The organism is Streptomyces sp. NPDC055254 (assembly GCF_053606025.1).
Window position 1 is genome coordinate 51,879 of sequence record NZ_JBSGQV010000010.1, and the last position, 22,806, is coordinate 74,684.

The 22,806-nt window shown below is 70.2% G+C and carries 21 protein-coding genes; 10 read left to right on the forward strand and 11 right to left on the reverse strand.

What is annotated here, in order from left to right; all coding sequences use genetic code 11:
- Positions 1-160 precede the first annotated feature (160 nt).
- Complete coding sequence (locus ACWFQ8_RS13030) at positions 161-2,347, forward strand: MMPL family transporter (protein ID WP_453786260.1); 2,187 nt, start codon at positions 161-163, stop codon at positions 2,345-2,347.
- A gap of 306 nt (positions 2,348-2,653) precedes the next feature.
- Here the strand turns inward: ACWFQ8_RS13030 and ACWFQ8_RS13035 are convergent, their stop codons facing one another.
- The 4 genes from ACWFQ8_RS13035 to ACWFQ8_RS13050 form a co-directional block, all read right to left on the reverse strand.
- The gene (locus ACWFQ8_RS13035) at positions 2,654-3,073 is read right to left on the reverse strand and encodes a hypothetical protein (RefSeq protein ID WP_453786261.1); all 420 of its coding nucleotides are present in this window, start codon (positions 3,071-3,073) and stop codon (positions 2,654-2,656) included.
- A 399-nt stretch (positions 3,074-3,472) separates the two neighbouring features.
- Positions 3,473-3,781 (reverse strand): hypothetical protein, encoded by a 309-nt coding sequence (locus ACWFQ8_RS13040; protein ID WP_453786262.1) that lies wholly within the window; start codon positions 3,779-3,781, stop codon positions 3,473-3,475.
- Positions 3,782-4,381: 600 nt separating this feature from the next.
- Positions 4,382-4,657 (reverse strand): chaplin, encoded by a 276-nt coding sequence (locus ACWFQ8_RS13045; RefSeq protein WP_453786263.1) that lies wholly within the window; start codon positions 4,655-4,657, stop codon positions 4,382-4,384.
- Positions 4,658-4,950: 293 nt separating this feature from the next.
- Entirely contained in the window at positions 4,951-5,637 is a 687-nt protein-coding gene (locus ACWFQ8_RS13050; RefSeq protein WP_453786264.1) for an SDR family oxidoreductase, read from the reverse strand.
- Positions 5,638-5,951: 314 nt separating this feature from the next.
- Between ACWFQ8_RS13050 and ACWFQ8_RS13055 the strand changes: the two genes are divergently transcribed.
- A complete protein-coding gene (locus ACWFQ8_RS13055) occupies positions 5,952-6,893 on the forward strand; it encodes a hypothetical protein (protein WP_453786265.1) in 942 nt (313 codons plus the stop codon).
- A gap of 138 nt (positions 6,894-7,031) precedes the next feature.
- On the opposite strand, the gene ACWFQ8_RS13060 is transcribed toward ACWFQ8_RS13055, so the two are convergent.
- The 4 genes from ACWFQ8_RS13060 to ACWFQ8_RS13075 form a co-directional block, all read right to left on the reverse strand.
- Entirely contained in the window at positions 7,032-7,946 is a 915-nt protein-coding gene (locus ACWFQ8_RS13060; protein WP_453786266.1) for a recombinase family protein, read from the reverse strand.
- A gap of 160 nt (positions 7,947-8,106) precedes the next feature.
- Positions 8,107-9,291 (reverse strand): S1 family peptidase, encoded by a 1,185-nt coding sequence (locus ACWFQ8_RS13065; protein WP_453786267.1) that lies wholly within the window; start codon positions 9,289-9,291, stop codon positions 8,107-8,109.
- Positions 9,292-9,452: 161 nt separating this feature from the next.
- Complete coding sequence (locus ACWFQ8_RS13070) at positions 9,453-10,448, reverse strand: hypothetical protein (protein ID WP_453786268.1); 996 nt, start codon at positions 10,446-10,448, stop codon at positions 9,453-9,455.
- 292 nt (positions 10,449-10,740) lie between these two features.
- Positions 10,741-11,652, reverse strand: coding sequence for an MBL fold metallo-hydrolase (locus ACWFQ8_RS13075; RefSeq protein ID WP_453786269.1), 912 nt, complete (start codon positions 11,650-11,652; stop codon positions 10,741-10,743).
- A gap of 263 nt (positions 11,653-11,915) precedes the next feature.
- On the opposite strand from ACWFQ8_RS13075, the gene ACWFQ8_RS13080 reads away from it, so the two are divergent.
- From ACWFQ8_RS13080 to ACWFQ8_RS13090, 3 genes are all read left to right on the forward strand, one after another.
- Entirely contained in the window at positions 11,916-12,128 is a 213-nt protein-coding gene (locus tag ACWFQ8_RS13080; protein WP_453786270.1) for a hypothetical protein, read from the forward strand.
- A complete protein-coding gene (locus ACWFQ8_RS13085; protein WP_453786271.1) occupies positions 12,115-13,512 on the forward strand; it encodes an amidase in 1,398 nt (465 codons plus the stop codon). Before ACWFQ8_RS13080 ends, ACWFQ8_RS13085 begins: the two co-directional genes overlap by 14 nt.
- Before the next feature lie 664 nt (positions 13,513-14,176).
- Complete coding sequence (locus ACWFQ8_RS13090; RefSeq protein ID WP_453786272.1) at positions 14,177-16,198, forward strand: BTAD domain-containing putative transcriptional regulator; 2,022 nt, start codon at positions 14,177-14,179, stop codon at positions 16,196-16,198.
- Positions 16,199-16,555: 357 nt separating this feature from the next.
- On the opposite strand, the gene ACWFQ8_RS13095 is transcribed toward ACWFQ8_RS13090, so the two are convergent.
- A complete protein-coding gene (locus tag ACWFQ8_RS13095) occupies positions 16,556-16,987 on the reverse strand; it encodes a MarR family winged helix-turn-helix transcriptional regulator (RefSeq protein WP_453786273.1) in 432 nt (143 codons plus the stop codon).
- Between the two features lie 191 nt (positions 16,988-17,178).
- A complete protein-coding gene (locus tag ACWFQ8_RS13100) occupies positions 17,179-18,396 on the reverse strand; it encodes an MFS transporter (protein WP_453786274.1) in 1,218 nt (405 codons plus the stop codon).
- 375 nt (positions 18,397-18,771) lie between these two features.
- Between ACWFQ8_RS13100 and ACWFQ8_RS13105 the strand changes: the two genes are divergently transcribed.
- Complete coding sequence (locus tag ACWFQ8_RS13105) at positions 18,772-19,344, forward strand: TetR/AcrR family transcriptional regulator (RefSeq protein ID WP_453786275.1); 573 nt, start codon at positions 18,772-18,774, stop codon at positions 19,342-19,344.
- 105 nt (positions 19,345-19,449) lie between these two features.
- Here ACWFQ8_RS13105 and ACWFQ8_RS13110 read toward each other — a convergent pair whose 3' ends face one another.
- Positions 19,450-19,875 carry an HIT family protein gene (locus ACWFQ8_RS13110; protein WP_453786276.1) on the reverse strand — a complete coding sequence of 142 codons (426 nt, stop codon included), beginning with the start codon at positions 19,873-19,875 and terminating at the stop codon, positions 19,450-19,452.
- Between the two features lie 93 nt (positions 19,876-19,968).
- Between ACWFQ8_RS13110 and ACWFQ8_RS13115 the strand changes: the two genes are divergently transcribed.
- From ACWFQ8_RS13115 to ACWFQ8_RS13130, 4 genes are all read left to right on the forward strand, one after another.
- Positions 19,969-20,181, forward strand: coding sequence for a hypothetical protein (locus tag ACWFQ8_RS13115; protein WP_453786277.1), 213 nt, complete (start codon positions 19,969-19,971; stop codon positions 20,179-20,181).
- A 166-nt stretch (positions 20,182-20,347) separates the two neighbouring features.
- Positions 20,348-20,590, forward strand: coding sequence for a hypothetical protein (locus ACWFQ8_RS13120; RefSeq protein ID WP_453786278.1), 243 nt, complete (start codon positions 20,348-20,350; stop codon positions 20,588-20,590).
- Positions 20,591-20,721: 131 nt separating this feature from the next.
- Positions 20,722-21,999 (forward strand): VWA domain-containing protein, encoded by a 1,278-nt coding sequence (locus tag ACWFQ8_RS13125; protein WP_453786279.1) that lies wholly within the window; start codon positions 20,722-20,724, stop codon positions 21,997-21,999.
- On the forward strand, positions 21,999-22,805 hold the full coding sequence (locus tag ACWFQ8_RS13130; protein ID WP_453786280.1) for a hypothetical protein: 807 nt from the start codon (positions 21,999-22,001) through the stop codon (positions 22,803-22,805). Before ACWFQ8_RS13125 ends, ACWFQ8_RS13130 begins: the two co-directional genes overlap by 1 nt.
- Position 22,806: the final 1 nt, after the last annotated feature.

Genomic DNA, 22,806 nt, shown 5'->3' on the forward strand with positions numbered 1-22,806 from the left:
CAGGACTCCGGTCCTGATCGGCGCCCCCGGCCGGACCCTGGTCCCGCGTACGGATCCTCCGCCGTCCCGACGTTTTCCCCGCTCCCCGCTGGTGGTCTGGAGTCAGGCCGGGAACCCCGGCCGGCACCGCACAGACCGGAGGAGACCAGTGATCCGCGCCTTGACCCGATTCTCGACGCGAAGTCCATGGAAGGTCATCGCCCTGTGGGCGGTACTGGGCATCGCAGCCACCATCGCGGGCCAGGCGTTCGTCTTCCGCGCCATCCAACCCGGCAACGGCGGGTTCCTGCCCGCGCACTACGACTCGGCGGCCGCCCTGAAGATCGCGGAGGACCGGTTCGGTGTGAAGCCGGACGCCAACCTCCTGACCCTGCTGGTGGCGCGCTCGGACGACGCACCGCTCGGCACCGCCGACGAGGAGCGCATCGATGCGCAGGCCGCGCAGTTGGCCCGGAAGCGGGTCATCATGCCCAGGACCGAGGACACGATGCCCCTCGCCCAGGACCACTCACAGGTCCCCCGGGTCAGCCCGGCCATGACGGCGCCCGACCGCTCCTTCCGCCTGCTCTCCGTCGAACTGACCGGGAATCCCGCCGATCCCGGGGTGCAGGACACCTACCGCGCCTTCCGCGATTCGGCGCGGGACCGGTTCGCCGAGGACGGGCTGCGCACCGGTTTCACCGGCGGGATCGCCGACCGGGTGGACACGGCGGACGCCGAGAAGACCAGGACGACCGTGGTCGGGGCGGTCATGCTCGGGGTCATCGTCCTGCTGCACGTACTGGTCTTCCGCAGCGTCCTGGCGGCGCTGCTGCCGCTGCTCGCGGTCTCCGTCATCGGCGGCGCCGCGGCGGGCGTCGTGGTCGGCGCGGCGCTGCTGACCGGGACCGGACTGGCCGATTCCACGCCGGGGTTGATCAGCGTGGTGCTGGTCGGCATCGGCATCGACTACTTCCTCTTCCTCCTCTTCCGCTTCCGCGAGCAGCTGCGCGAACACCCCGCACAGTCCGGGCGCGAAGCGGCGGGCGAGGTCGCCGGGCGGGTGGGTACGGCCATCACCTCCGCGGCGCTGACCATCGTCGCCGCGTTCGCCACGCTCGGGGTCGCCTCCTTCGGCCAGTTCCGGGTGCTCGGGCCGGCCATCGCCCTGTCGGTACTGGTGATGCTGCTGGGCAGCCTGACCCTGATGCCGGCCCTGCTGGCGGTCACCGGGCGCAGGATGTTCTGGCCCTCCCGGGCGCTGAACCACGCGCCCCGCGCGGGCTCCGCCGCACGGCTGGGCGACCGTGTGGCGCGTCGGCCGCTGGCGCTGGTCCTGGCCTCGGTGGCACTGCTCGGCACCCTGGCCGCCGGTGTCATGGGCATGCGTATGGATTACGGGCAGGGGGGCGCGGCGGCGGAGCGCACTGCCGCGGTCGTCACCGCCGCCGAGATCTCACGTGCCCTGCCGGCCGGCGTGTCGGACCCGACCAGCGTGTTCGTCACGGCTTCCGACGGCGGCGCGCTCACCGTCGAGCGCCTGGGCGGTCTGTCCAAGGCGCTCGCCGCGGTCGGGGGCGTGGGCCAGGTCGCGGAGACCGTGCTGAGCCAGGACCGGCGGGCGGCCCGCATCGACCTGTTCCTGACGGCCGACCCGCAGCGCGAGGAGGCGCGCGACCTGGTCACCGGCCCGGTCAGGGCCGCGGTGCGGGCCCACGCGCCGGACGGTACCGAGGCGCACGTGGGCGGTACGCCGGCGCTCTTCGCCGACATCTCGACCGCGGTGGACAAGGACCTGAAGGTGGTCTTCCCGGTGGCGGCCGTGCTCATCGCACTGATCCTGCTCGCCCTGCTGCGCAGCCTGCTGGCGCCGGTGATCCTGCTGGCCGCGGTCGGGCTCGGCTTCGCCGCGACCCTCGGCGCCTCCACCCTGGTGTTCCAGCGCGCGCTGGACCGGCCCGGTGTGGACTTCACCCTCCCGCTCGTGCTGTTCCTGTTCGTGGTCGCGCTGGGCACCGACTACAACATCCTGATGAGCGACCGGATCCGGGAGGAGATGGAGCGGCCGGGGCCGGCACGGGCGGCGGTGGGCCGCGCCGTACGGCACACGGCGCCCGCCATCGCCACGGCGGGCCTGGTGCTGGCCGCGTCCTTCGGCAGCCTGGCCGTCACCCCCGCTCCGTCCACCCAGCAGATCGGCTTCGCGACGGCCCTCGGGATCCTGCTCTCCGCCTTCGTCCTGTCGATCGTGCTGGTGCCCGCGCTGGCCGCGCTGCTGGGCCGGTCCATCTGGTGGCCGGTGCGGCCGCGCCGCTCCCGTGCTGCCGTCGGTCCGAAGGAAGCCCCGGACCGCGTCCTGGTCGGCTGAACCACCGCGCGGTCACACGAAATCGCCGGCGCGAGCAGGGCCTCGTACGGTCCGGCGCGCGCCGGCGCCTCCGGTGTCGGGAGAGCTGGAACTTCCTGGCGTCGCAGGCATCGCTGCAGCCCGCATCTGCTACCGCCGCTGGAAGATGAACGCCGGACCAGCACAACGGGTACGGCAAGAGGTTCAGGTGAGCGAATCAGCTGAGCGGGTGCAGACGGGGACGGCACGTCGTCTCTCGCAGGAACACCGCGCTCGTGTCAAGGAACCTGTCCAGCACCACATGAGACGGCCCCTAGAGGCCCTCGCTCATTGATTTATGCGGACGGATAGGTCTGGCGCAACGGTGTCCGACGCGGCGTAGAGGAAGTCCAGGAGCTTCGAGTGTGCGTCGCCTCCGGCTCTGCCCGCTGCCTCTGAGTGCTGCGGTGTTTCCGTTGCGTTGTCGATCGCGTGCAGCCAGTCCAGCACTGCGCCGAAGTAGGGGACCAGGGCACCGGACGCTTCCCGTGACGCCTCCTGCATCTGACTCGGGCCTTCCACGTAGACAACGCTCATCAGCCGGCCGAGCGGACGCTCCAGCGCCCGTGCTTCATTCCAGAGGCGACGGGCGGCTTGACGGCGCTCTTCGCGTTCCTCGGGCGGGTCGCTCGCCGCGATGCCTCCGAGTTTGATGGCTGCCTCGCCGAGTGTTTCGTGCACCAGCCTCCAGCCCTCGGCAAAGGCCACGTAGGTTGCCTTGCGTGAGTCGCGCAGTGTACGAGTCCGGTCAGCGTCTATCTGAAGGTGTGCTTGTCCCAGTTGGGCCTCCGCCAGATCTTGGCCTGTTGTTCTGCCTTCCGTCCGGTGATCCATGCGGATGCCGTTGCGCCGAGTGCGCCGACCGCCGCTCCGATGACTCCACCGAGAAGTCCTGCGAGTCCTGCGTCCATGGCGTGAGTCTGTTGGTACCGGCCAGTGATTGCCAGGACGGAGCGGATTCGGGGCTGACGGTACGGACACCCGACCGGGCGGCCGCGGGATCCGCCGACTTACGGGGCGTCCGCTTGACCCGGAGCGGAGAAACCCGGGCCCGACCAGGGCGCGGTGGTACTGCGGCTGGCGAGGAGGCCGCCCGTTCGGCCGGTGTCAGGAGCCGTCGTAGTGATCCCGGCTGCCGGACTTGGCCAGCCCGCGGCTGATCATGTAGCCGACGGTGAGGATCACGATGTACAGCCACGCCTGGTCGGCGCGGAAGTAGTCGCGGTGCCCCTCTTCGGTGCCCACCAGCATGGAAGCGATCAGGACCGCGATGACGGCAGCGATGTAGACGAAGAACTCCGTCGTCTTCAGGGCCGACTTCGTCTCCGTCGACAGGCGACGTGTCCCCTGTCCGGAAACGTCGGCGCCGGCAGTCCGGCGGCCTGCGGGGGTGCCACCCGGGTTCGCACTGGTCATGGAAGGTGTCCAATCCGTTGAGGGGAGCACGGAGTGCTCCACGGGTTGGGATCACGCCAAGATCGGCGCCGTCCCACTCAGCGACTACCCGCAATAGGGAGGTAAATATCACGTAAGGGACAATATGACCCGATGGAGCTCGAAGCGCGGGCACTTGGCCGGGTTGACGGGAGCCTGGACCGGGAAGCCGCCGACGCGGGCACCGATGTCGCTCGCTCTCCCCGCCCGGGGGCCGGCGAAACGTGACGGCAAGCCCCGGGGGCGGGGGGTGGTGAGCCGCAGCCGCCCTTCCCGGGGCGACCAGGTGTCACCAGAACACACCCGATGCCCTTCGTTCGGGTACCGACCGCACCGACGGAGCGCTGCTCGTGGGTCCATTACGCCGTCGATCTTCAACGCCATGACAGCCAGCTCTGCTTCTGGTCGGTGGTGGGCACGACGATTTGGGCTTCACGGCTGTCGAGCCGCAGCGGTCCGGCCTCCCCGGGGGGGGGGGAGGCCGGACCGCTCAGGGCGTGTGCCCTGCGGCTGGTTCAGAGGAGGGCGTGATCTGCTGGTTTCGACGCGGTGGTGGCTGTTCGCAGGTCAGCCGGGCGGTGTTCAGTGCTTGCCGTGGTGGTCGGCCTTGCCGTTCCCGCCGTTGTTGATGCAGGTGTTGCCGAAGGCGGGGTTGAGGAGGCCGACGACGTTGACGGTGTTGCCACAGATGTTGATCGGGACGTGGACGGGCACCTGGACGACGTTGCCGGACAGGACGCCGGGGGAACCGATGGCAGCGCCCTCGGCAGTGGCATCCGCGGCGGCCATGCCGGCGCTGCCGGCCAGGACAGCAGCGGCTGCCGCGATAACGGCTGCGGCCTTTGCGATACGCGACATCGAAATCTCCTTGAGGAGCGGGCATGCCGCAGGGATTGCGGCATGGGCTCCGTTCAACAGCACGAGCCGGCGGCCGGTTACGGAGATTCGGCCGAAGCGGTGACCTCCGGCCATCTCCAGACCCGCCGGCAGAGCCGTTCGTGTCCGGCTTCGTGGAAGTCGCCCCGCCGTTCCCGACGGGCGCTCGACGAGACGAGCAGTGCCCTGCCGGCATCCCTCACACCGGCCCGCGCCCGCGGAAGCCGCGCCGTCGCTGCCGAGGGATCAGGGTCAGGTACCCGGGATCGCCGGGATCAGGTGATGAGGATGCCGCCGTCGACGTGCAGGTCGTGGGCGTTCATTCCGGCGTTGCGCAGCAGGAAGTCGGTGGCGTCGGCTATCTCCTCCATCGTCACCAGGCGTCCGATGGGGGTGCGCGAGGCGTGCGGGTGATCGGTGACATGACGCCACTTGGGACTGTCCCCGATGAGAGCGGGGTGCAGCGCGTTGACCCGGTGGGGGGCCAGTTCGGCGGCGAGGGTCTTCACCAGACCCGACAGGCCGGCGTTGAAGGTGGTCACCATGGTCGAGCCGGGGTAGGGGCGCTCCTTGGCCAGGCCACCGAAGACCACGACGGAAGCGGCCGGAGTGAATCGGTCGCTCAGGGCGCGGACGGCCTCGGCGTAACCGACCAGCTTGATGGTCACGACTCGGACGGCGTCCGAAATGTTGAAGTCGGCGAGCGTGTTCGGCACAGGGTCCATGGCTGTGACGACCAGGTGGTCGACTTCGGTGACGCTCGCGAGGGCGGCTGCGATCGTCTCCGGCCGGGAGAGATCGAGGGCGAGTCCCCGGGTCGCGCCGCCGATCTCGGCCGCCGCCGCTTCGGCCCGCGCTGTGTCACGGCTCGTGACGACGACAGAGTCGCCGCGGTCCGCGAACCGCTGGGCGATGACGCGCCCGAGTCCGCCGCTGCCGCCTATGACGATGGACGAGATCATGCCGTTGCCGCCTTTGCGTTGGGGAGCGTGCTGAGAGTGCGGGTGTTGAGAGTCGTTTGAGCCCCCGCGGCTCATGGCCACAACTGGGTGCGGTGATGTGAGGTGGGGGCGGCGGGTCTGGATGAGGTGCATGAGCGTCTACCGTGCACCGGGTTGCCCGATCGGAGCCGCAGGAGTCGGCGCCCTCGGCAGGCCCGAGCAGTGGTCCTGGCACCGGGTTCCAACTGCCGTGTCACGTCACGAGTCGTCATGGGCGGGATCGTGCAGGCCAGCCCCGCCCGTCGGGTGCCTGAGCTGGGCGTTAGCCTCGACGAATGATTCCTCCGCAGCATCTGAAGGTCATTACCCGTCACCGCGACAGGTGGATCTATGCCTACGTGATTGACTCCGGTGTTTTCGGAGTGCTGGAGCCCGCCGCAGTGTTCCAGCCGCAGGCTGGCGACGAGGTCGTGGCGTCGGTGGTACGGCCCGATCTGGAGCGAGTCGTGTACGCGACGCTGAACCGGGTCGTCTGCCTCACGCGCTCGGGTGACCTGGTGTGGGCGTCGGACTTCGAGCCGCACTCCGACGTGCCCCGTGGCCACCGGCCTGGTTGTGCGCTGTCCCTGGACGGCCGGACCGTGTGGGTCTACCGGCCGGACGCGATGGCGGGACGCGGGGGCGGAGACCAGTGGGTCGTGTACGACGCCGACAGCGGGGCGGTCCTCGCCCGCCGGGAGCTGGAGACGGTCGGGCACGGCGCCGGGCACCACGTGCACCCTGTGGACGGCAGCATCTACCTCGACATTGGTGAGGGCCAGGACGGCTCCGTCATTCTCCGGGGTACGGCCGGGCCCGATGGCGAGGTGGAGTTCGTGACGTACCCGTGGTTGGACCGCTGCCTGATCGACCTGGCGCCGGGCGGGGAGCAGTTCATGACCGTCGACCACGGGCAGGCGGACGTCTCCTTCCACCGCCACCCCAGCGGGGACGTGCTCTTTACTCTCCCCGTCGAGGCCTTCGGGTACGACCCGGAGGAGACCTTCGTGGAATGGAGCGGCGGCTACCTGACCCCAGACACGGCCGTGGTCACCCTCGGCAGTGAGACCGAGGAGGGGGAGGAGTGGTTCCGCTACCACCTGATCGACGTGCGCACAGGCACGATCAGCGGCGAGATGACCGTCGAGGCTGCCCACCCTTACGATTTGGAGCCTTTGGGTGACGGCTCCTGGCTTACCGACGGCCCAGTCCGCTGGTCCCACGATTCGTTGCCGTAGGCACCACCACACCCGGCACGCTGACGGAGGCCCGTTGATGGACTTCTTGGCGTGCATCCGGTGCTGGCAGTGGGGGCAGTTCAGCACCCGGGGGGCGTGACGCGGTGGACGTGCTGCCAGGCCCAGCCGCATCCGTGGTCACGCTGGGTGGCGTCGAGGAGTCCGCAGCCGAGGTTGTGGGTCGCAAAGGTCACCCCGCCGGTTCCCGGCCGGTGGCGATGGCTTCGTCGTACGCGGCGAAGGTGCGGTACAGGGTGGAGCGGCGCGGCCGATGCCGAGGTGCCTGGCGATGGCGGTGACCGACTCCTTCGCGTCGCGGCGGCGCAGGGCGACGGCGAGCATGTCGCCGTCCACGGCCGGCGGGCGGCCGCCGTGCTTGCCATTCGCCGCGGCGGTGTCCAGGTCGACCAGGGTCCGCTCGTGGATGAACTCCCGCTCGACCTCGGCCATCGCGGCGAACACGACGAAGAGGACCCTGCCCGCGCCCTGCGGGTCGTAGGTGCCCGCGAGGGGCCCGGTGCGGATCTCCAGGCGGTGGCCGCGCTCGGCGAGGTCCTGCGCGCTGGTGATCAGCTCGACCATGTTGCGGCCGAGCCGGTCGAGCATGGTGACGGTGAGGGTGTCGGCCGGCCGCAGGTCAGCTAGGGCGGCGTTGTACTCGGGCCGGATCTTCTCCCGCGCGCCGACCTTCTCGACGTAGATGCGCACGCACTCGGCATCCTTGAGGGCGCGGACCTGTCCGGTGAGGTCCTGGCCCTTGCTGGAGACGCGCGCGTAGCCGATCCGGTCGCCGGCGCGCTCCAGCGCGGCGAGCAGGCCCGGGTCGGGTTCGGGGCCGGGCTGCCAGGGCCTGCTGGGGCCGCGGACGGCAGGGATGCGGATCGCGGGCCCGGACTTCAGTCCGGAGACCTTCGCGTACCGGCCGGTGTGGTAGTCGACGGCGACGACGCCGGAGTCGGCCCGGCATGCCGATCCGGGCGCCGCCCCACAGCGCGGGCACGGTTCGCGCTCGACGAGCTCGGCGCGGGCAATCTCGTCCAGGTCGCCGTTCACGTGTTCCCCTCCCGCCCGGCTGCTCGATGCAGCCGTCCCGAATACCCGTCCCGCTTCTCCGCCGCGCCCGCCGGTTTCGGGACGCCCCCCGTGATCCCCTCGCCGCGGCGGGCGACCGTCCCGGAAGCGACCGTTTCTGGGACACAAGAAGCCCGGCTTTTCAGCAGACGCCAACCGGTCGCTTCGGAACGATTTCCCAACTGTCCTTAACGGGCTGATCGCCTGTGTGAGTCAAGCTCACGGTGTTGTCGTTCCAGCCTGTGAGTACCATCGTTGTGGCAGCGTTCATGATTTTTTGGTTTTCGCAAACATGGGTCCATTCTGCTCCCTTGCTGCCGCAGTACCCCATGATCAGCTTTCCGGTAGCCTTGAAGCGGGCATACTCCGGGATGAGGCATTTTCCCGAATCCCAGTTCATCAGGTAGAAGTGGCTTGCGTTGTAGGGGACGATTTTCCAATTCCCGTGCTGGTTGTCCCCGTCACATCTTTCTGTGACGATGGGGTCTGTCGTGCGTTCGTATCCACTCAGGCATTCCTCCGCGTCACTTTCACTGAACTTGATCCTGTGTCGGTAACCGCCGCCGTGTATCCCGCTGATGCTTGAGATCCACCGTTCGCCACCGTACGTGCCCACCAGGGTGGCCACGCGGCCATTGTCCACTGAATCTCCGGTGTACACACCGATGATGTGCCCCTTGTGCCAGATGCCACCCCCTGAGTCTCCCCTCTCTCCGCTTCCTTGGCCGTAGCCTCTGATTGTCATGGCGGATTCGGGGTCGAAGGGATCTTCTGAGTCACTGCCCGTCAGAGAATCGCTCACTCGGGAATTCTCGACTCGCATGGAGGCGATCTTGAGGTCCTGACTGTCGTCGTTCGCTCCGGATGATGTCCCTCCCCACCCGCTGAGCGCGATGGTTGCGCCGGGAACGGCCAGTCCCATCGCGTACTTGACTACGACTCCCTCAGAATTGGGCACCCTTTCCCGGAGTTTGAGGAGGGCGAGGTCCGTCCGCGGATGCACATGTATCTCGGATACAAGCATGCGGTGGCCACCGCGGAGATGCCGACTTCCGGCGTAGACCACACTGTTTGCCGCCGTCGCTCTTGTGACGCAGTGCTTGGCCGTGAGGACCCAGTCCGCTCCGATGAGCGAGCCCCCGCAGTTGAAACTTCCATTGACAAAGAATTGCACCTGGCCTCGGAGAGCGCCGGCTGTATCGCCTCCGGAAATCGCCGACGCAGGGCTGGGTGATGCAGTGAAAGCGGCAACGCAGAACGCTGTGGCCAGCGCGAAGCGCCTAGCTCCCGCCCTGCCCCTGCGCAGCGATTTTACCCAATCGAACAAGATCTTCTCCCTATCGGGCGCACGTTACGGTGAACACCTGATGCAAGGACAGGCGAAGCAACCCGGTTCGCGGATGTGGCGCGCCTCGCATACGCCGCCGGCGGGCTTTCCGGTTGCAGCTTGCTCTCGTCATTGCAGTTGTTCTCTGGTGTGACGGTCGTTCAGATGGCGCGGGCAATGCAGATGCGCGCACTGAGCCGGGGGCCGGCTTCGTAGAACATGTACTCGGTGCCGTTGTCGGTTCCGAATGAGGGAGCGGCGACGCGGCCTTGGTCCGAGCCGATCGGCGAGTGGAAAACACCCAGGTGGGTTTCGCGGTTGAATGCGTTGCCGACGTCTGTGATCCGCATACGGCCGTCGTTGCCGTGGTACGCAACGTAGGTGGTGTTGTTGCGCTTGACCAGCGTCGGTCCGGAGATGTCCGTGAGGCCGTCGGGTTCGGGGTTGACCAGGGGGGTGGGACTGAACTGCCAGTTGTCCCACCCATTGGGGGACCAGCCGTAGAAGATCCGTCGGCCGCCCTTCACGCCCATGAATACCATGACGTACTTGTTGTTGCGGCCCGGCAGCGCGTGTTCGAAGACGCGTGCGTAGGAGGTCTCGGAGGTGCCGGGAACGAGACGGGTGCTGAGGACGGGTGTCTCGTCGGTGAAGTTGATGCCGTCCCTGGAACGGGCGACCCGGGTGACGGTGTTCTCGCCGTGGAAATAACAAAAGAACTGCTGGCTTGCGGCATCCCAGATGACGTGCGGCGAGGAGACGTGACTGACCGAGGTCGACGGCAGATCACGGTCAATGATCGGGTTCGCCGCGGTGTCCCTGAACGGCCCTTCAAGCGTGTCGCTGAAGGCGACGCAGATCCCGCCCGGGTTCTCGTGCGGGGCGTAATACAGATAGAAACGCGATCGGGGATTCTCGATCTTGTCGTGGACTCCGCGGATGCACGGGAAGATGAACTCCCCGGTGAGGTTGTAGTTCAAAGGCAACGCCAGGGCATCGCGCAGATACCGGTATGTCGGCATGCCGCCCGGTCCTGCCGCCTGGGCTGGTGAGGCGAACGCGGCGGTCGCGCTTCCGGTGACCGCAGCGGCACCGAGGGCGATCCCACCGCGCAGGATGGCGCGGCGGTCGAATCCCGAGTGGTCGGGTCGTGTCATTACGTCTCCTGCGCACACGTCAGTGCTGGTCGGCTTCTCGCGGATGTGTGCCCGGTGCGCGACCGGGCAGCCCGGGTGGTATGAGTGGCATCGTGGCTGTCCGGGCTTGCTTTTCCCTTGCTTCTCCCTTGGTCCGCCGTCTTGCAGTCGCGTACCGGCCGCAGTACGAGGCGGCCGGCTTCGCCCGGGGCCCTCACGCGCCGACCTCCTGACGGCGATGACTCACGCCGGGACAGCGCGGTGAGCAGGGCGGGCGGGGCGCTCCAGGGGCAGGGGATCGGCCACGCACATGTCAGACCGTGGCAGCCGGGCCGTCGGTGGGTACGGGCTCCAGCCGGAAGGCGTCCCCGCGGGTGACCACGCGGCCGGCGGTCGGCGGGGGGAAGTGGGTGCCGAGGACGAGGGTGTTGGTGTCGGCGAGCGAGGCCAGCAGCGAGCGGCGGGTCGCCTCGGCCTGCGCGGGGTCGATGTCGACGCAGCTGCCGATGCCCGGGTGCGCCAGCTGAACCGGGTGGTGGATGCAGTCCCCGGTGATCAGGGCCGTGGCCTCACCCCTTCCCACCTGTACGGCAAGGTGGCCGGGGGTGTGCCCCGGGGCCGGTACCAGACGCAGGCCGGCGGCGATGTCGACCCCCTCGGCCGGCACGTCGATGAGTTCGAGCAGGCCTGCCTCCTCGATCGGGTGCACGGAGTCGCGGAACATGGAGCGCCGCGCCTCGTCCATGTCGTACCCGGCCCAGAAGTCGTGTTCGGCCTTCGCCGTGAGGTACCGGGCGTGGGGGAACGTGGGCACCCACACGCCGTCCACCGCTCGCGTGTTCCAGCCGACGTGGTCGGTGTGCAGATGGGTCAGCACCACCAGGTCAATGGATTCCGGGGTGAACCCGGCATCCGCAAGGCGCGCGAGGTAGTCGGTGCGCAGGTCGTGCCATGCCGGGTTCGCCCGTGTCTTGCCGTTGCCGACGCCGGTGTCGACAAGGACGCGCAGTCCGTCCACGACCAGCGCGAAACTGTGGCTGTCGATGTGCAGGACGCCGTCGTGGTCCGCGAAGTCGGGGCGGAGCCAGTCCTGCCCGGCGACAACGTCAGCAGTGGCGGCAGGCAGCAGCCAGGCGCCGGTCTGCCGCGGCAGGAGCATCTCGTCGATGCGGTGCACGGTGATGTCGCCGACGGTCCAGGACGGGACGAGCTGAGCTGTGCTCATGAGGGGTGCTTTCCTTCGTCTGGAGAGAGCGGATGTCCGCGCGGGAGCGGGACACGCATCGGAGGGAGGAGGTGCCCGCAGTCTGCACAGCTCGCGTGCAGGTGCCGCCCGAGATGGCTACGCGCGGTTCCCTTGCCCAACCTCGATCAAAAGCTATTGGTTTGCGTTAAGCACCGTAGGCGCTAGTGTCGGCTAACGCAACCTGTTAGCTTTAGTGCGGCGAAGTCGTACCGCGCCCCTTACTCCGATCAGGAAGGCCGCTCATGTCCGCCGCAGACCTCACGCCGCCGGAGGCGGCCCGCTGGGCCGAACGATGCGGGCTCCCGCTGGCACTTGAGCGCCATTCGGGAATGGCAGCCACCGCAGACCACATCCATTCCGTCGTCTCCGTCCTGCGCGAGCTGGACTTCGGCGACACACCGCCGTCCGCCGCGTACCGCGCCGCGGGATGGGAGCAGCACGATGCAGCCATATGAACTGTCCGTCGCCGACGCGGCCGAGGCCGTACGGACGCGGCAGGTGTCCCCGGTCGAGCTGGTGGACTCGGTGCTGGAGCGCATCGAGCAGGTCGAACCGCGCCTGCGGGCCTACACCACGGTGACGGCGGACCACGCGCGGCACGCGGCACGGCGTGCGGCGGCCGAGGTCGTCACGGACGGTGCCAGGGGGTCCCTGCACGGCATTCCCGCAGGGCTGAAGGACCTGATCGATGTGGCCGGGATGCCCACCACTGCGAGCTCCCGGGTGCGCGCCGGTCACCGGGCGGAGGAGGACAGCGCGGTCGCCGCTCGACTGGCCGCAGCCGGTGCGGCGTTCGTCGGCAAGACGCACACGCACGAGTTCGCGTACGGCCTGACCACGCCACAGACCAGCAACGCCTATGACCAGGGCCGGGTGGCCGGCGGCTCCAGTGGCGGGTCGGCCGTCGCCGTGGCCGCCGGGGCAGCCGCCTTCGCGCTGGGTACCGACACCGGGGGTTCGATCCGGGTGCCCGCCGCGCTGAACGGGGTCGTCGGCCTGAAGCCGACGTATGGACTGGTCTCCCGGTACGGCGTGACCTCGCTGGCATGGTCGCTCGACCATGTCGGGCCCATCACCCGCACGGTGGAGGACGCCGCGCTGGTCCTGGCCGCCCTGGTCGGCCACGACCCGCGCGACCCGGCATCCGTCCAGGCACCGCCCGTGGACTACCGGCCGGGCCCCGACCCGGATCTGACGGGTCTGCGGGTCGGCGTGCCGACCAACTACTACTTCGACCGGGTGGACCCCGAGATCGAGGCCGCGGTACGGCACGCCATCGGCCGGCTGGAGGCCCTCGGTGCGCAGCTCGTCGAGGTGGAGATCCCGCTGACGCGCTACATCCAGGCCACCCAGTGGGGGCTGATGGTGCCCGAGGCGAGCGCGTACCACGAGCGGACGCTGCGCGCGGTGCCCGATCTGTACGGGGCCGACGTCCGCATCCTCCTAGAGGCAGGCGAGCTCATGACCGCCGGGGACTACCTTCGCGCGCAGCGCGCCCGCACGCTCATGCGACAGGGCTGGCAGCACATGCTGGACACGGTCGACGTGATCGCCGCGCCGACCGTGCCCCTCACCGCCGTCAAGGCCGGCCAGGCGGCCGTGACCTGGGGCGACGGCACGGTGGAAAGCGTCTCCGACGCGTATGTGCGGTTGTCGGCCCCGGCCAACATCACCGGTGTGCCGTCGCTGACCGTGCCGGTCGGGTGTGACTCGGCGGGCATGCCGATCGGCATGCAGCTCATGGGCAGGCCCCTGGGCGAGGCCGCGCTGCTGCGCGTCGGGCACGCGTACGAGCAGACCGGCCCCGGCACCGGCCGCGCCCTGGCGCCCGCGGCGTAAGACGCGCGTCTGTGCCCGGACCTGCCGGGCCGGGGTGCGAGCGAGTTTCACCACCGCCGCGGTAACCCGACGGCCGACAGGTCTGCGGATGCGCAAACACCCCGGGCGGCGCAGTCATCCCGAGCGTTCGACTTCCTCTTCGGCTCGCCGGTGGGCAAATGTCTGTCGAGAAATCTCTTGCCGGCCCCAGGTCATCGCTCGGCCGGGGGACACCGTGCGGCGGGCCCGCCCGGGCGGTTCGCTCGACCGGCGGGCGCCCGCCGAGCCGCGAACCCCACCGAGATCTCGACCGCCCACACGCAGCGCGTCCTGTTCCCGCTCCGTGCACGCACCAGCTGGTGTCCGAGGCCATGAGCGAGCGCAGAGAAGGCATGGGAACCGTCATGCCCCTCCGCGGGATCCCGGCTCCGGAAGTTCGCCGTCCCTGACTCGAACCGCTTGCCTCCCGACCCCGTAGGTCCGTGCAGGGCATGGCGCACCAGGGAAAGGGCGCCGTTCCCATGGCCGACGCCCTGCCGGAAGGCGGCTCGGCCACCAGGCCGTCGCCGACACCCGAACAGGGACGAGAGCAGTGAAGCGCACAGCAGACACCGAGGCGCGGGGCACGACAAGGGGCCTTTGGTGCGGCCTCCTCGGGCCACTGACGATCAGGCGGGCCGGGGCAGTGCTGGATCTCGGGCCGCCCAAGCGCCGCGTGCTCGCCGTGCGCCTGCTCCTGGAGGAGGGACGCGCCGTCTCCACCGACCGCCTCTGCGAGGACCTGTGGGCGGGACGCCCGCCGTCGCGGGCGGTCGCTTCCCTGCATGCCCACATCAGCAGGCTGCGCGTCGTACTGGAACCGGGCAGGCCGCCGCACGGCAAGTCGGGTCTGCTGGTGCGCGATTCCCACGGATACTCCCTGCACGTTCCCCCCGAAGCGCGCGACACCTTCCGTTTCGAGCGCGGGGTCGCCGAGGCAGGCCGCTCCCTGTCGGCCGGAAGGGTGAAGGAGGCCCGCCGGGAGATCGAGCACGCCCTGTCCCTGTGGCGGGGCGCGGCCTTGGAGGATGCCCGGGACCACCTGTTCGCCGCCCGGCAGGCCGCCCGGTTCGAGGAGGACCGAATCGCCGCTGAAGAGCTGCGCATCTGCACGCTGATGCACGACGGCGACGTGAAGCATGCCGTCGGCGCGGCGGAGGCGCTCACGAAGCAGTATCCGCTTCGTGAGGTGGCGTGGGGTCTGCTGCTGTGCGCGCTGTACCTCACTGGTCGTCACGCCGAGGCGCTCGCACGCTTCGAGGAACTGCGCAAGCACCTGTCCGAGGAGCTCGGCCTCCAGCCGAGCCCATCGGTGAGCAGCTTGCAGGAGGCGATCCTCTGCCACGACGTGGGGTTCATCAGGCATACCTCCTGGTCCATCGTCACCTCGGGATATGACACCGGATACCCGTCGCAGGCGTTGGGTGTCGGCGTCACGGACATCGGCAGCGGCCGGACGGCGCAGCTGCCGGGTCCGGCCGCCGTCGACTCCGCCCCGCCGGAAGCGCGCGGAACATCCGATCAGGCGGCCCGTACCGATATCTCGCCGGGCCAGTCGGCTTCGCGCCCGGCGCAACTTCCGCCGGCCCCGGCATACTTCACCGGCCGCCGGGCCGAACTCGACACCCTGGCGGGGCTGCTGCCGCAGTCCTCCGAACACCGTTCCGTGGACGCCACCACCCAGGTCACCGTGATCGGAGGGGCACCCGGCGTCGGCAAGACCACGCTCGCGCTGCGTTTCGCGCACCGGATCGCCGAGCGTTTCCCCGACGGGCAGCTCTTCGCCGACCTGCGCGGCTTCGACCCGGGCGATCGCGCCGCCGAACCGGCCGAGATCCTCCAGAAATTCCTGATCGCACTGGGCGTGTCCTGCACGGCACTTCCGTCCTGCACCACCGCGCGCACGGCTCTGCTGCGGACCCTGCTGTCCGGGCGGCGCGTCCTCATCGTCCTGGACAACGCCCGCGACGAGGAGCAGGTCCGGCCCCTGCTGCCCGGGGCATTCGGCTGCATGGTGGTGGTCACCAGCCGCATCCAGTTGCAGGGCCTCGTCACCGTGGAGGGCGCCGCGGCGCTGACCCTGGACATCCCCCCGGCGGCCGACAGTCGGGCCGCCCTGGCCAGACGCCTGGGAACGAAGCGGGTCGCGGCGGAACCGCAGGCTGTCGAGGACATCATCAACCTCTGCGCACGGCTGCCGCTCGCCCTGGCCATCGCCGCAGCGCGCGCTACGCTGCACCCCGACTTCTCGCTGCGCGCCCTTGCCGAGGAAATGCGCGCCACGGAGGGGAGCCTCGACGCCTTCATCGGCAGCGACGGCGTCGCCGACGTACGCGCCGTCTTCTCCTGGTCGTACCGCGCCCTGTCCGGGCCGGCCGCCCGGCTCTTCCGCCTGCTGGCCCTGCACCCGGGCCCCGAGGTCTCCACCGCTGCCGCAGCGAGTCTGGCGGCGCTGCCGGTGATCGAGGCACGCCGCCTGCTCACCGATCTCACCCGTGCACGCTTGGTCAACGAGCCCTCGGTGGGCCGCTTCGTCCTCCACGACCTGCTGCGCGTCTACGCCTGGGAACTGGTCCAGCAGCACGAGACCGAGGAGGCGCGCGCCGCGGCCCGCACCCGCATGAACGACCACTCCCTCCAGACCGCGTCTGCCGGGGGCCAAGCCTGACCCATGGGCCGCTGCCGCGCTGTCATATGTCGAGGCCGGGGTCGTGGGGCGGCACCTGCCGGACACGCACCAGCCGATGGCCTGGGTACGCGACCGAGCTGCCGGTGCTCAGGACCGTGCTGCGGCAGGCCGCAGACGCGGGACACGACAAGCACGCCGCGCAACCGGCTTGGCGGCTCCAGGGGTATCTGGACGCGCAGGGGCGCTCGTCAAAGGCGGCCTCGATCCTGTCCGTCGCCCTGGAAGCCGCCGAACAACCGGGACGTGTAACCCGCTCCGTAGCCCTGGGGGATTGGCCGACCTGGCCGAGCCGTCCGCGAAGATCCTCGCTGTTCGCATACATGTCGGCCCGGAGCTCTACTCCGGCCATGTCTCCACGCGCAGGCGGCCGGTCAGTTCGCGCAGGGAGCGGACGAGGGCGTCGTACTGCTCCGGTGAGTAGCCCAGGGCCTCCCGGGCCGACTCCGCGATGCCACGCGCTCGGTCACGCAAGGCGTTCCCCGTTTCCGTGCTGGACACCTCTATCCGGCGTCCATCGCTGCGACTGCGCTGCCTGTCCACCATTCCCGTGTCCCCGAGGCGCCTCAGAAGGGGGGACAGCGTGCCGGAGTCCAGGCTGAGCGCGTCGCCCAGGTCCTTGACGGTGACCGGCCCCCGGTCCCAGAGCACCAGCATGACCACGTACTGCGGATACGTGAGTCCGAGCTCGGCCAGGAGCGGACGATAGTGGTTGGTCGCTGCCCGCGCCGCCACGTACAGGGCGAAACCGGGGTCGCCCTGGAGTGGCACACTCGCGTCCTCATGGGCCGTTGGTGGCCGGGTCAGCACCATGGATGTTCCTCACTTTGCCGCTGCCCCACGGCCACGGGTCTGAGTGCTTCTACGACATGGGGCACCTGTTGGTTCAGCACGACGCTCCGACTCCACCCCGACGGCTGAAACGCGCCCGTTACCGTCTCCCTGCTGGTCGCCGCCGTCGATCAGCGACCTGGCCGCTGCACTGCGCTGAGTGTGATCAGCGCCGTCGCGGAGAGCAGGGCGACGAGGGCGGCGTACAGATGGGCCGCTGTCCCCAGTCCGTACAGCTGAGTGAGGACGCCCGCGCCCACCGCGGGCAGGCTCATCGCCACGTAGCTGAGTACGTAGTACGCGGCCAGGGTCGTGCCGCGGTCCGGCCGCGGGGCCGAGGCGAGAACCATGCGCATCGAGCCCTGCGACACCGCGCCGAAGGCGACACCGGCGAGGACGGCCGCGGCGAACACGGCAGGCAAGCTTTTCAGGTGCAGGCCGGCCAGGGACAGTACGACGGCGACCGGGATCGCGGCGGTGCCGAAAAGCGTGGCGGTCACGGGGCGCAGCGCGCGAGTGGCCCAGACCGTGAGGGCCGCGAACAGACTCAGCGCGAAGAAGACCATGCCTCCTGCCGCTTGTGGCGCGTCAGGTGCTACGAGGCGGACGAAGGCCGGGCCGAGGGACGAGTAGAAACCGCCCAGCGCCCAAACGGCGACGACGCCTCCGCCGCTGAGCAGGAAGGCCCGGCGGGCAGGGGGTGACACCGCGACGCGCGGACGCAGGGAGCGCCATGCCCCGGGGTGACGGCGGGCTGTCTCGGGAGAGAGAGCGACGGCGACGGCCTGCGCGATGAACACGAGCATCAACGAGAGGTACACGGTGACCGTCGGTCCGGGTGCGTAGCGTATGAGCAGCGTGGCCGTCAGGATCCCGGCCGCCATGCCGGCCGCGGGCGCGATGCTGTTGGTCAGTGTGGACCGGCCCGGATGTCCCGGCTCGTCGAGATCCACCAGCGCGGCGCCCGCCGCGCCGGCGGCCGCGCCGGTGGCGAGTCCCTGCAGGATGCGGGCGGTGATGAGCGCGCCCAAGTCGTCGGCAGCGGCGAACGCTGCCATCGAGGCCGCTTCCAGAGCGAGCGCGCCCACCAGGACGGGACGCCGCCCGACGTGGTCCGACAGAGCTCCGGTGGTGAGCAGGGCCGCGAGAAGGGCCAGGGTGTACGCACTGAAGACCACCGTCACCGACAGCGCGGACAGTTCCCACCGGTCCTGGTAGACGGGGTAGAGGGGCGTGGGCGCGCTGGAGGCGGCCAGCAGGGCGATCAGGATCGATGAATCCACCGCGAACGGCATGCGCTTCGCCATGGCGGCGCGTGCCATCAGTGCGCCCGTGGACGCGCTGCTCATAGGACCTCCCGCTTAAAGCGATTGATTTGCTTTAAAGACCGTACGGCCTAGCTCGCGCTAATGCAATGCATTGGCTTTAGTGTCGAGAGGGTGGAGGGCACGTGACCACGCCCGGAGTCGTCGGTCGGGCCCCGGCGCGGTCAGGGCTGCTGCACCACAGCGGCACCTCATGCGCGGCTGCGAGGGGGAGGCGTCCATGGTCATGGTGCGTTTGCGGTCATGGTGCAGCCGAAGGCGATGTGGTGTCGGGTCGCACGGGATGGACGGGGCCACGTGAGGCGGGCGCGGACCACCCTGGCCGGTTAAAGCCAACGCTTCGCCTTGGCGATCAGGCGGCTCCGCCTAAGGTGCAAAACTTTGCTTTAGGCTGGTCTCATGAGTCGCAAATCAATGGTGCGCCCCGGCGGCCGCAGCGCCCGCGTCCAGGAGGCCGTTCACTCCGCAGTTCGTGAACTCCAGGTGGAAGTGAGCCGCTCGGCGCTGACCGTTCCTCTGGTCGCTGCTCGTGCCGGAGTCACTCCGTCAACGATCTACCGCCGTTGGGGCGACCTGCAGGAGCTGCTGTCGGACGTCGCGGTCGAGCACCTGCGTCCGGAGGCTCCGCCGGAGGACCACGGAAGCCTGTCGGCGGACTTGCGGAACTGGGCCGAGCAGTTCCTCGAAGAGATGGGATCGGCTGTCGGCCGGGCCTACATCCGCGACGCCCTGCTCGGCGATCCCGACGGTGACAACGCATGCAAGTGCTCGGTATTCGCGGGGGAGCAGATCGGCGCCATACTCGCCCGGGCGGCGGAGCGCGGCGAAGAAACCCCGGACGTCGAAACGGTCATCGACCGGGTCGTGGCACCCATGATGTACCGCATCCTCTTCCGTCCCGGCGGACTCACCGACGCATACGCAGACCGGCTCGTGCGGGAGACGCTGGACGGATTCGGCACGTCCCGCTGACCGGCCGCGATCCGTCCCCCGCCGCCGAGCGTGTCGCCGGGGACGCTCCGTCGCCGGCAGGCTGACGCTTCGGCCGCGAGCCAGAACCCGTTCTCGGGTTCTGGCTCACCTTCTGTGGTGCTGTCTCGAAGCCAGGGCGTCGGCAAGCCGCGCCGCCGGATCGCCAGTGACACGATGCCCGGAGCGTCCGGCCGGCCATGTCGAGATCCCGTCGTCCACCCACCGCGGAACGACGTGGAAGTGCAGGTGGGGCACCGACTGTTCTGATCCAGGGCCGCTGGCGCTGAGGACGTTCACACCTGAGGCGTCCAAGGCGGTCCGCGTGGCTTCGGCCACGCGCTGGACCAGTGCCATGGTCGCGGCGAGGACCGCAGGCGGCGTAGCGAAGACGTCCGCGTAGTGGGACGTTGGAACAACCAGAGTGTGTCCCGGCGCCAGCGGGCTCAGTGGAGTAAAGGCACAGGCCACTGGATCACGAGCCACCCAGCCCGCAGTGTCCTCGCGGATGAGCCTGCAGAAAATGCAATCCATGCGGCCCGACCTTGCCAGACGCGGGACGGCATTCGCGAACCAGTTCAGGTTCGACCGCGGACCACGGAGACGGCCCGCAACGCCACGGAAGTTGTGCCAGAACCCGTTCTCCTGGAAGAAGTCGCCGGCCGCACCGTCCGGCACGCCGAGCAGGGCATCGGAGCCGACCCGTCCGACCCCGCCGCCCTGGTGCTGCGCGGGGCACAACTCCGCGTCGGCTACCGGGCCGCGGCGCGCTCGCGGGTCCGCCGGGAGACGGTCCGGGACCCCAGCCGGGCGACCGCGCCCCGGACTGCGCCGGCCTGACGGCACCCGATCACCGCCCACCTAAGGCGCCTGTACGACCCGCTGCCCGCACGCGACCACGTCCTGCTGCTCTACGCCGACGGCCCGGCGGACGACGCCGAGCGCCTGGCCGGACCACGGCTTCGACGCCCCGGCCGCGACCGCCCGGGAAGCATTCGGAGGCAGGATGGGGGCCTGCGCGATCCTTGCGCCCGACGGCCCCGTCGGCCCCCCCGACGGCCCCGACGGCGCGACGCGGCTGCCGGTCCACGGCCACGGCGCGGGCGAGTTCACTCGCGGCTACGCGGCGTCCGGCCCGACCGCCTTCGTGATCCGGCCCGGCGCCCGCCCGGTGCCCGCGCCCGCCTCGGCGCGCCCCCGTCAACGCCTCACCGTGCACCCCGCGACCACCTGCGGCACCGACTCGTAGCACCGCTCCGCCGGAGCGCGCACGGCCCGCTGCCCCACCCGCCCGGCCTCGCCGTCCCACCTGCCGGACGGCGAAGACGCGCGCCGCGAGGCCGTTTTGGATTGCCGGACGATCCTCAATACGATCCGGCGATGATCACAAGAAATCGGCTCGCGGCCCGGGCGTGCGGACTGCTCGCCGCCCTGGTCGTCGGCCTCCTCCCGGCGAGCGCCACCGCCGCCGACGGACCGACACCGAAGGAACCCCCCAAGGTCGACCTCGTCCTCGACGTCAGCGGCTCCATGCGGGCCAATGACATCGACGGCCAGTCCCGGATGGCCGCGGCGAAGCAGGCCGTCAACGAGGTCATCGACGCGGTACCCGACGAAGTCCGTCTCGGCATACGCACGCTGGGTGCCGACTATCCCGGCGAGGACAAGGCGCTGGGCTGCAAGGACACCAAGCAGCTCTACCCGGTCGGCCCGTTGAACCGGACCGAGGCGAAGGCGGCCGTGGCCACCCTCGCCCCCACCGGCTGGACGCCCATCGGGCCCGCCCTGCTCGGTGCGGCCCAGGACCTGGAGGGCGGCGACGCCACCCGCCGGATCGTGCTCATCACGGACGGCGAGGACACCTGCGCCCCGCTCGACCCGTGCGAAGTGGCGCGCGAGATCGCCGCCAAGGGCATCCACCTCGTCATCGATACGCTCGGCCTGGTCCCCGACGCCAAGATGCGCGCCCAGCTGACCTGCATCGCCGAGGCCACGGGCGGTACGTACACCTCCGTGCAGCACACCGCGGAACTCTCCGGCCGGGTACGCCAACTGATCGACCGTGCCGCCGACCCCGTCGTCAACCCCGTCGTCACCGAAGGCGCGAAGCGGTGCGAGAGCGCGCCGCTGCTCAAGGCAGGGCTCTACAGCGACCGGGAGAGCTTCGGCGAGCACCGCTGGTACCGGGTGGACGTACGTCCCGGCCAGGAACTGCGCGCCTCGGTCAGCATCGCCGCCGACCGCGCCGTCAACAACGACTACGGCGTCCTGCTGCGCGCCACGACCGTCCACGGGCGGGAGATCGTACGGGGTTCGGAGGCCGGCGACGGGCGCACCGACGTCCTCTCGACGGGTCTGCGCTACCCGAAGGCCGAGATCGACGGCGAGGACGAGGAGACCGGCCGGCAGACGGAGACCGTCTGCATCCAGGTCAGCAACTCCTTCTCCGCGCCCGCGTCCGTCAAGACCGCGCCCGGCATGCCCGTCGAGCTGACCATCGAGCTGGTGGACGGCCCCGACGAGATCTCCGACGTCGCTGCCTTCGGGCTCGGCCGCGGCTGGTGGCTGCTGGCCGCCCTGGTGCTCACCGGCCTGGCCGCCGGCCTGGTGTGGGGATGGGTCTCCCGCTGGCGCGTATCCGTCTGGAGGACCAACTGATGCGTATCTCGCGCACCCTGACCGCGGCGATCCTGGCCGCCGCCGCCCTCTCGGTAGCCGCTACCGCCGCTACCGCCGCGGCCGACACCTCGGCCGCCACCCCGAGCCCGAGCCCGAGCCGGAGTTCCGGCACGGCCGACACGGCGCCGACCGAGGCGGGCACCAGCTTCCGTACGGCCGCCGCGTTCCGCCCGGGCCGGCAGGCCACGGCCGCCGCGTCCACCGGCGACTACCTGTACTGGGTGCTGCCCGTCGACGCGCGGCAGCGCGTCACGGTGAGGGCCTCGGTCACCCTCCCCCCGTCCACCGGCCGGCACGGCGCCGCGACCTGGCGGCTCGACGTGTACGACGGGCTGCGCCGCCGCCAGGCGTGCACCTACGGAACCCAGAACGCGGCGGCGGCCAAGGAAGCCGACAAGGTCGAGCTGTCCTGCACCTTGCGCACGGTCCGCGCCGGTGCCGAGGCCTGGGCCAACGACCCGCTGCCGGGCAGCTACTACGTCCGGCTGACCGTCGTCGACCTGCCCGAAGAGGACCTCGGACAGCCGGTGCGCGTCGCCGTCGACGCGGACCTGAGGGAGACCGGCGGCGCCCACGCGGTGGACGGCGCGCTCGCCGCCCCGCTGGTTCCCGCCACCGTCACCGGCGCCCTCCGCGAGCCGGAGGACGGCTGGTCGGGCGGCTGGTGGTCCGACCGCTGGATCTGGACCGCCGCCGGCGGCGTGCTCGGCGCTCTCGCGGGCATCTGGGGGTACTCCCTCACGCGCGGCCGGGGCCGCTCCTCCCGCATGCCGCACGGCGCCTGAC

Bases quoted from the DNA above. Each gene is read 5' to 3' on its own strand.
- ACWFQ8_RS13100 (WP_453786274.1), bottom strand. From the start codon at position 18,396: ATGAGCAGCGCGTCCACGGGCGCACTGATGGCACGCGCCGCCATGGCG.
- ACWFQ8_RS13040 (WP_453786262.1), bottom strand. From the start codon at position 3,781: ATGACCAGTGCGAACCCGGGTGGCACCCCCGCAGGCCGCCGGACTGCC.
- ACWFQ8_RS13120 (WP_453786278.1), top strand. From the start codon at position 20,348: ATGGGGGCCTGCGCGATCCTTGCGCCCGACGGCCCCGTCGGCCCCCCC.
- ACWFQ8_RS13050 (WP_453786264.1), bottom strand. From the start codon at position 5,637: ATGATCTCGTCCATCGTCATAGGCGGCAGCGGCGGACTCGGGCGCGTC.
- ACWFQ8_RS13110 (WP_453786276.1), bottom strand. From the start codon at position 19,875: ATGGATTGCATTTTCTGCAGGCTCATCCGCGAGGACACTGCGGGCTGG.
- ACWFQ8_RS13125 (WP_453786279.1), top strand. From the start codon at position 20,722: ATGATCACAAGAAATCGGCTCGCGGCCCGGGCGTGCGGACTGCTCGCC.
- ACWFQ8_RS13075 (WP_453786269.1), bottom strand. From the start codon at position 11,652: ATGAGCACAGCTCAGCTCGTCCCGTCCTGGACCGTCGGCGACATCACC.
- ACWFQ8_RS13130 (WP_453786280.1), top strand. From the start codon at position 21,999: ATGCGTATCTCGCGCACCCTGACCGCGGCGATCCTGGCCGCCGCCGCC.
- ACWFQ8_RS13070 (WP_453786268.1), bottom strand. From the start codon at position 10,448: ATGACACGACCCGACCACTCGGGATTCGACCGCCGCGCCATCCTGCGC.
- ACWFQ8_RS13055 (WP_453786265.1), top strand. From the start codon at position 5,952: ATGATTCCTCCGCAGCATCTGAAGGTCATTACCCGTCACCGCGACAGG.
- ACWFQ8_RS13045 (WP_453786263.1), bottom strand. From the start codon at position 4,657: ATGTCGCGTATCGCAAAGGCCGCAGCCGTTATCGCGGCAGCCGCTGCT.
- ACWFQ8_RS13105 (WP_453786275.1), top strand. From the start codon at position 18,772: ATGAGTCGCAAATCAATGGTGCGCCCCGGCGGCCGCAGCGCCCGCGTC.
- ACWFQ8_RS13080 (WP_453786270.1), top strand. From the start codon at position 11,916: ATGTCCGCCGCAGACCTCACGCCGCCGGAGGCGGCCCGCTGGGCCGAA.
- ACWFQ8_RS13085 (WP_453786271.1), top strand. From the start codon at position 12,115: ATGCAGCCATATGAACTGTCCGTCGCCGACGCGGCCGAGGCCGTACGG.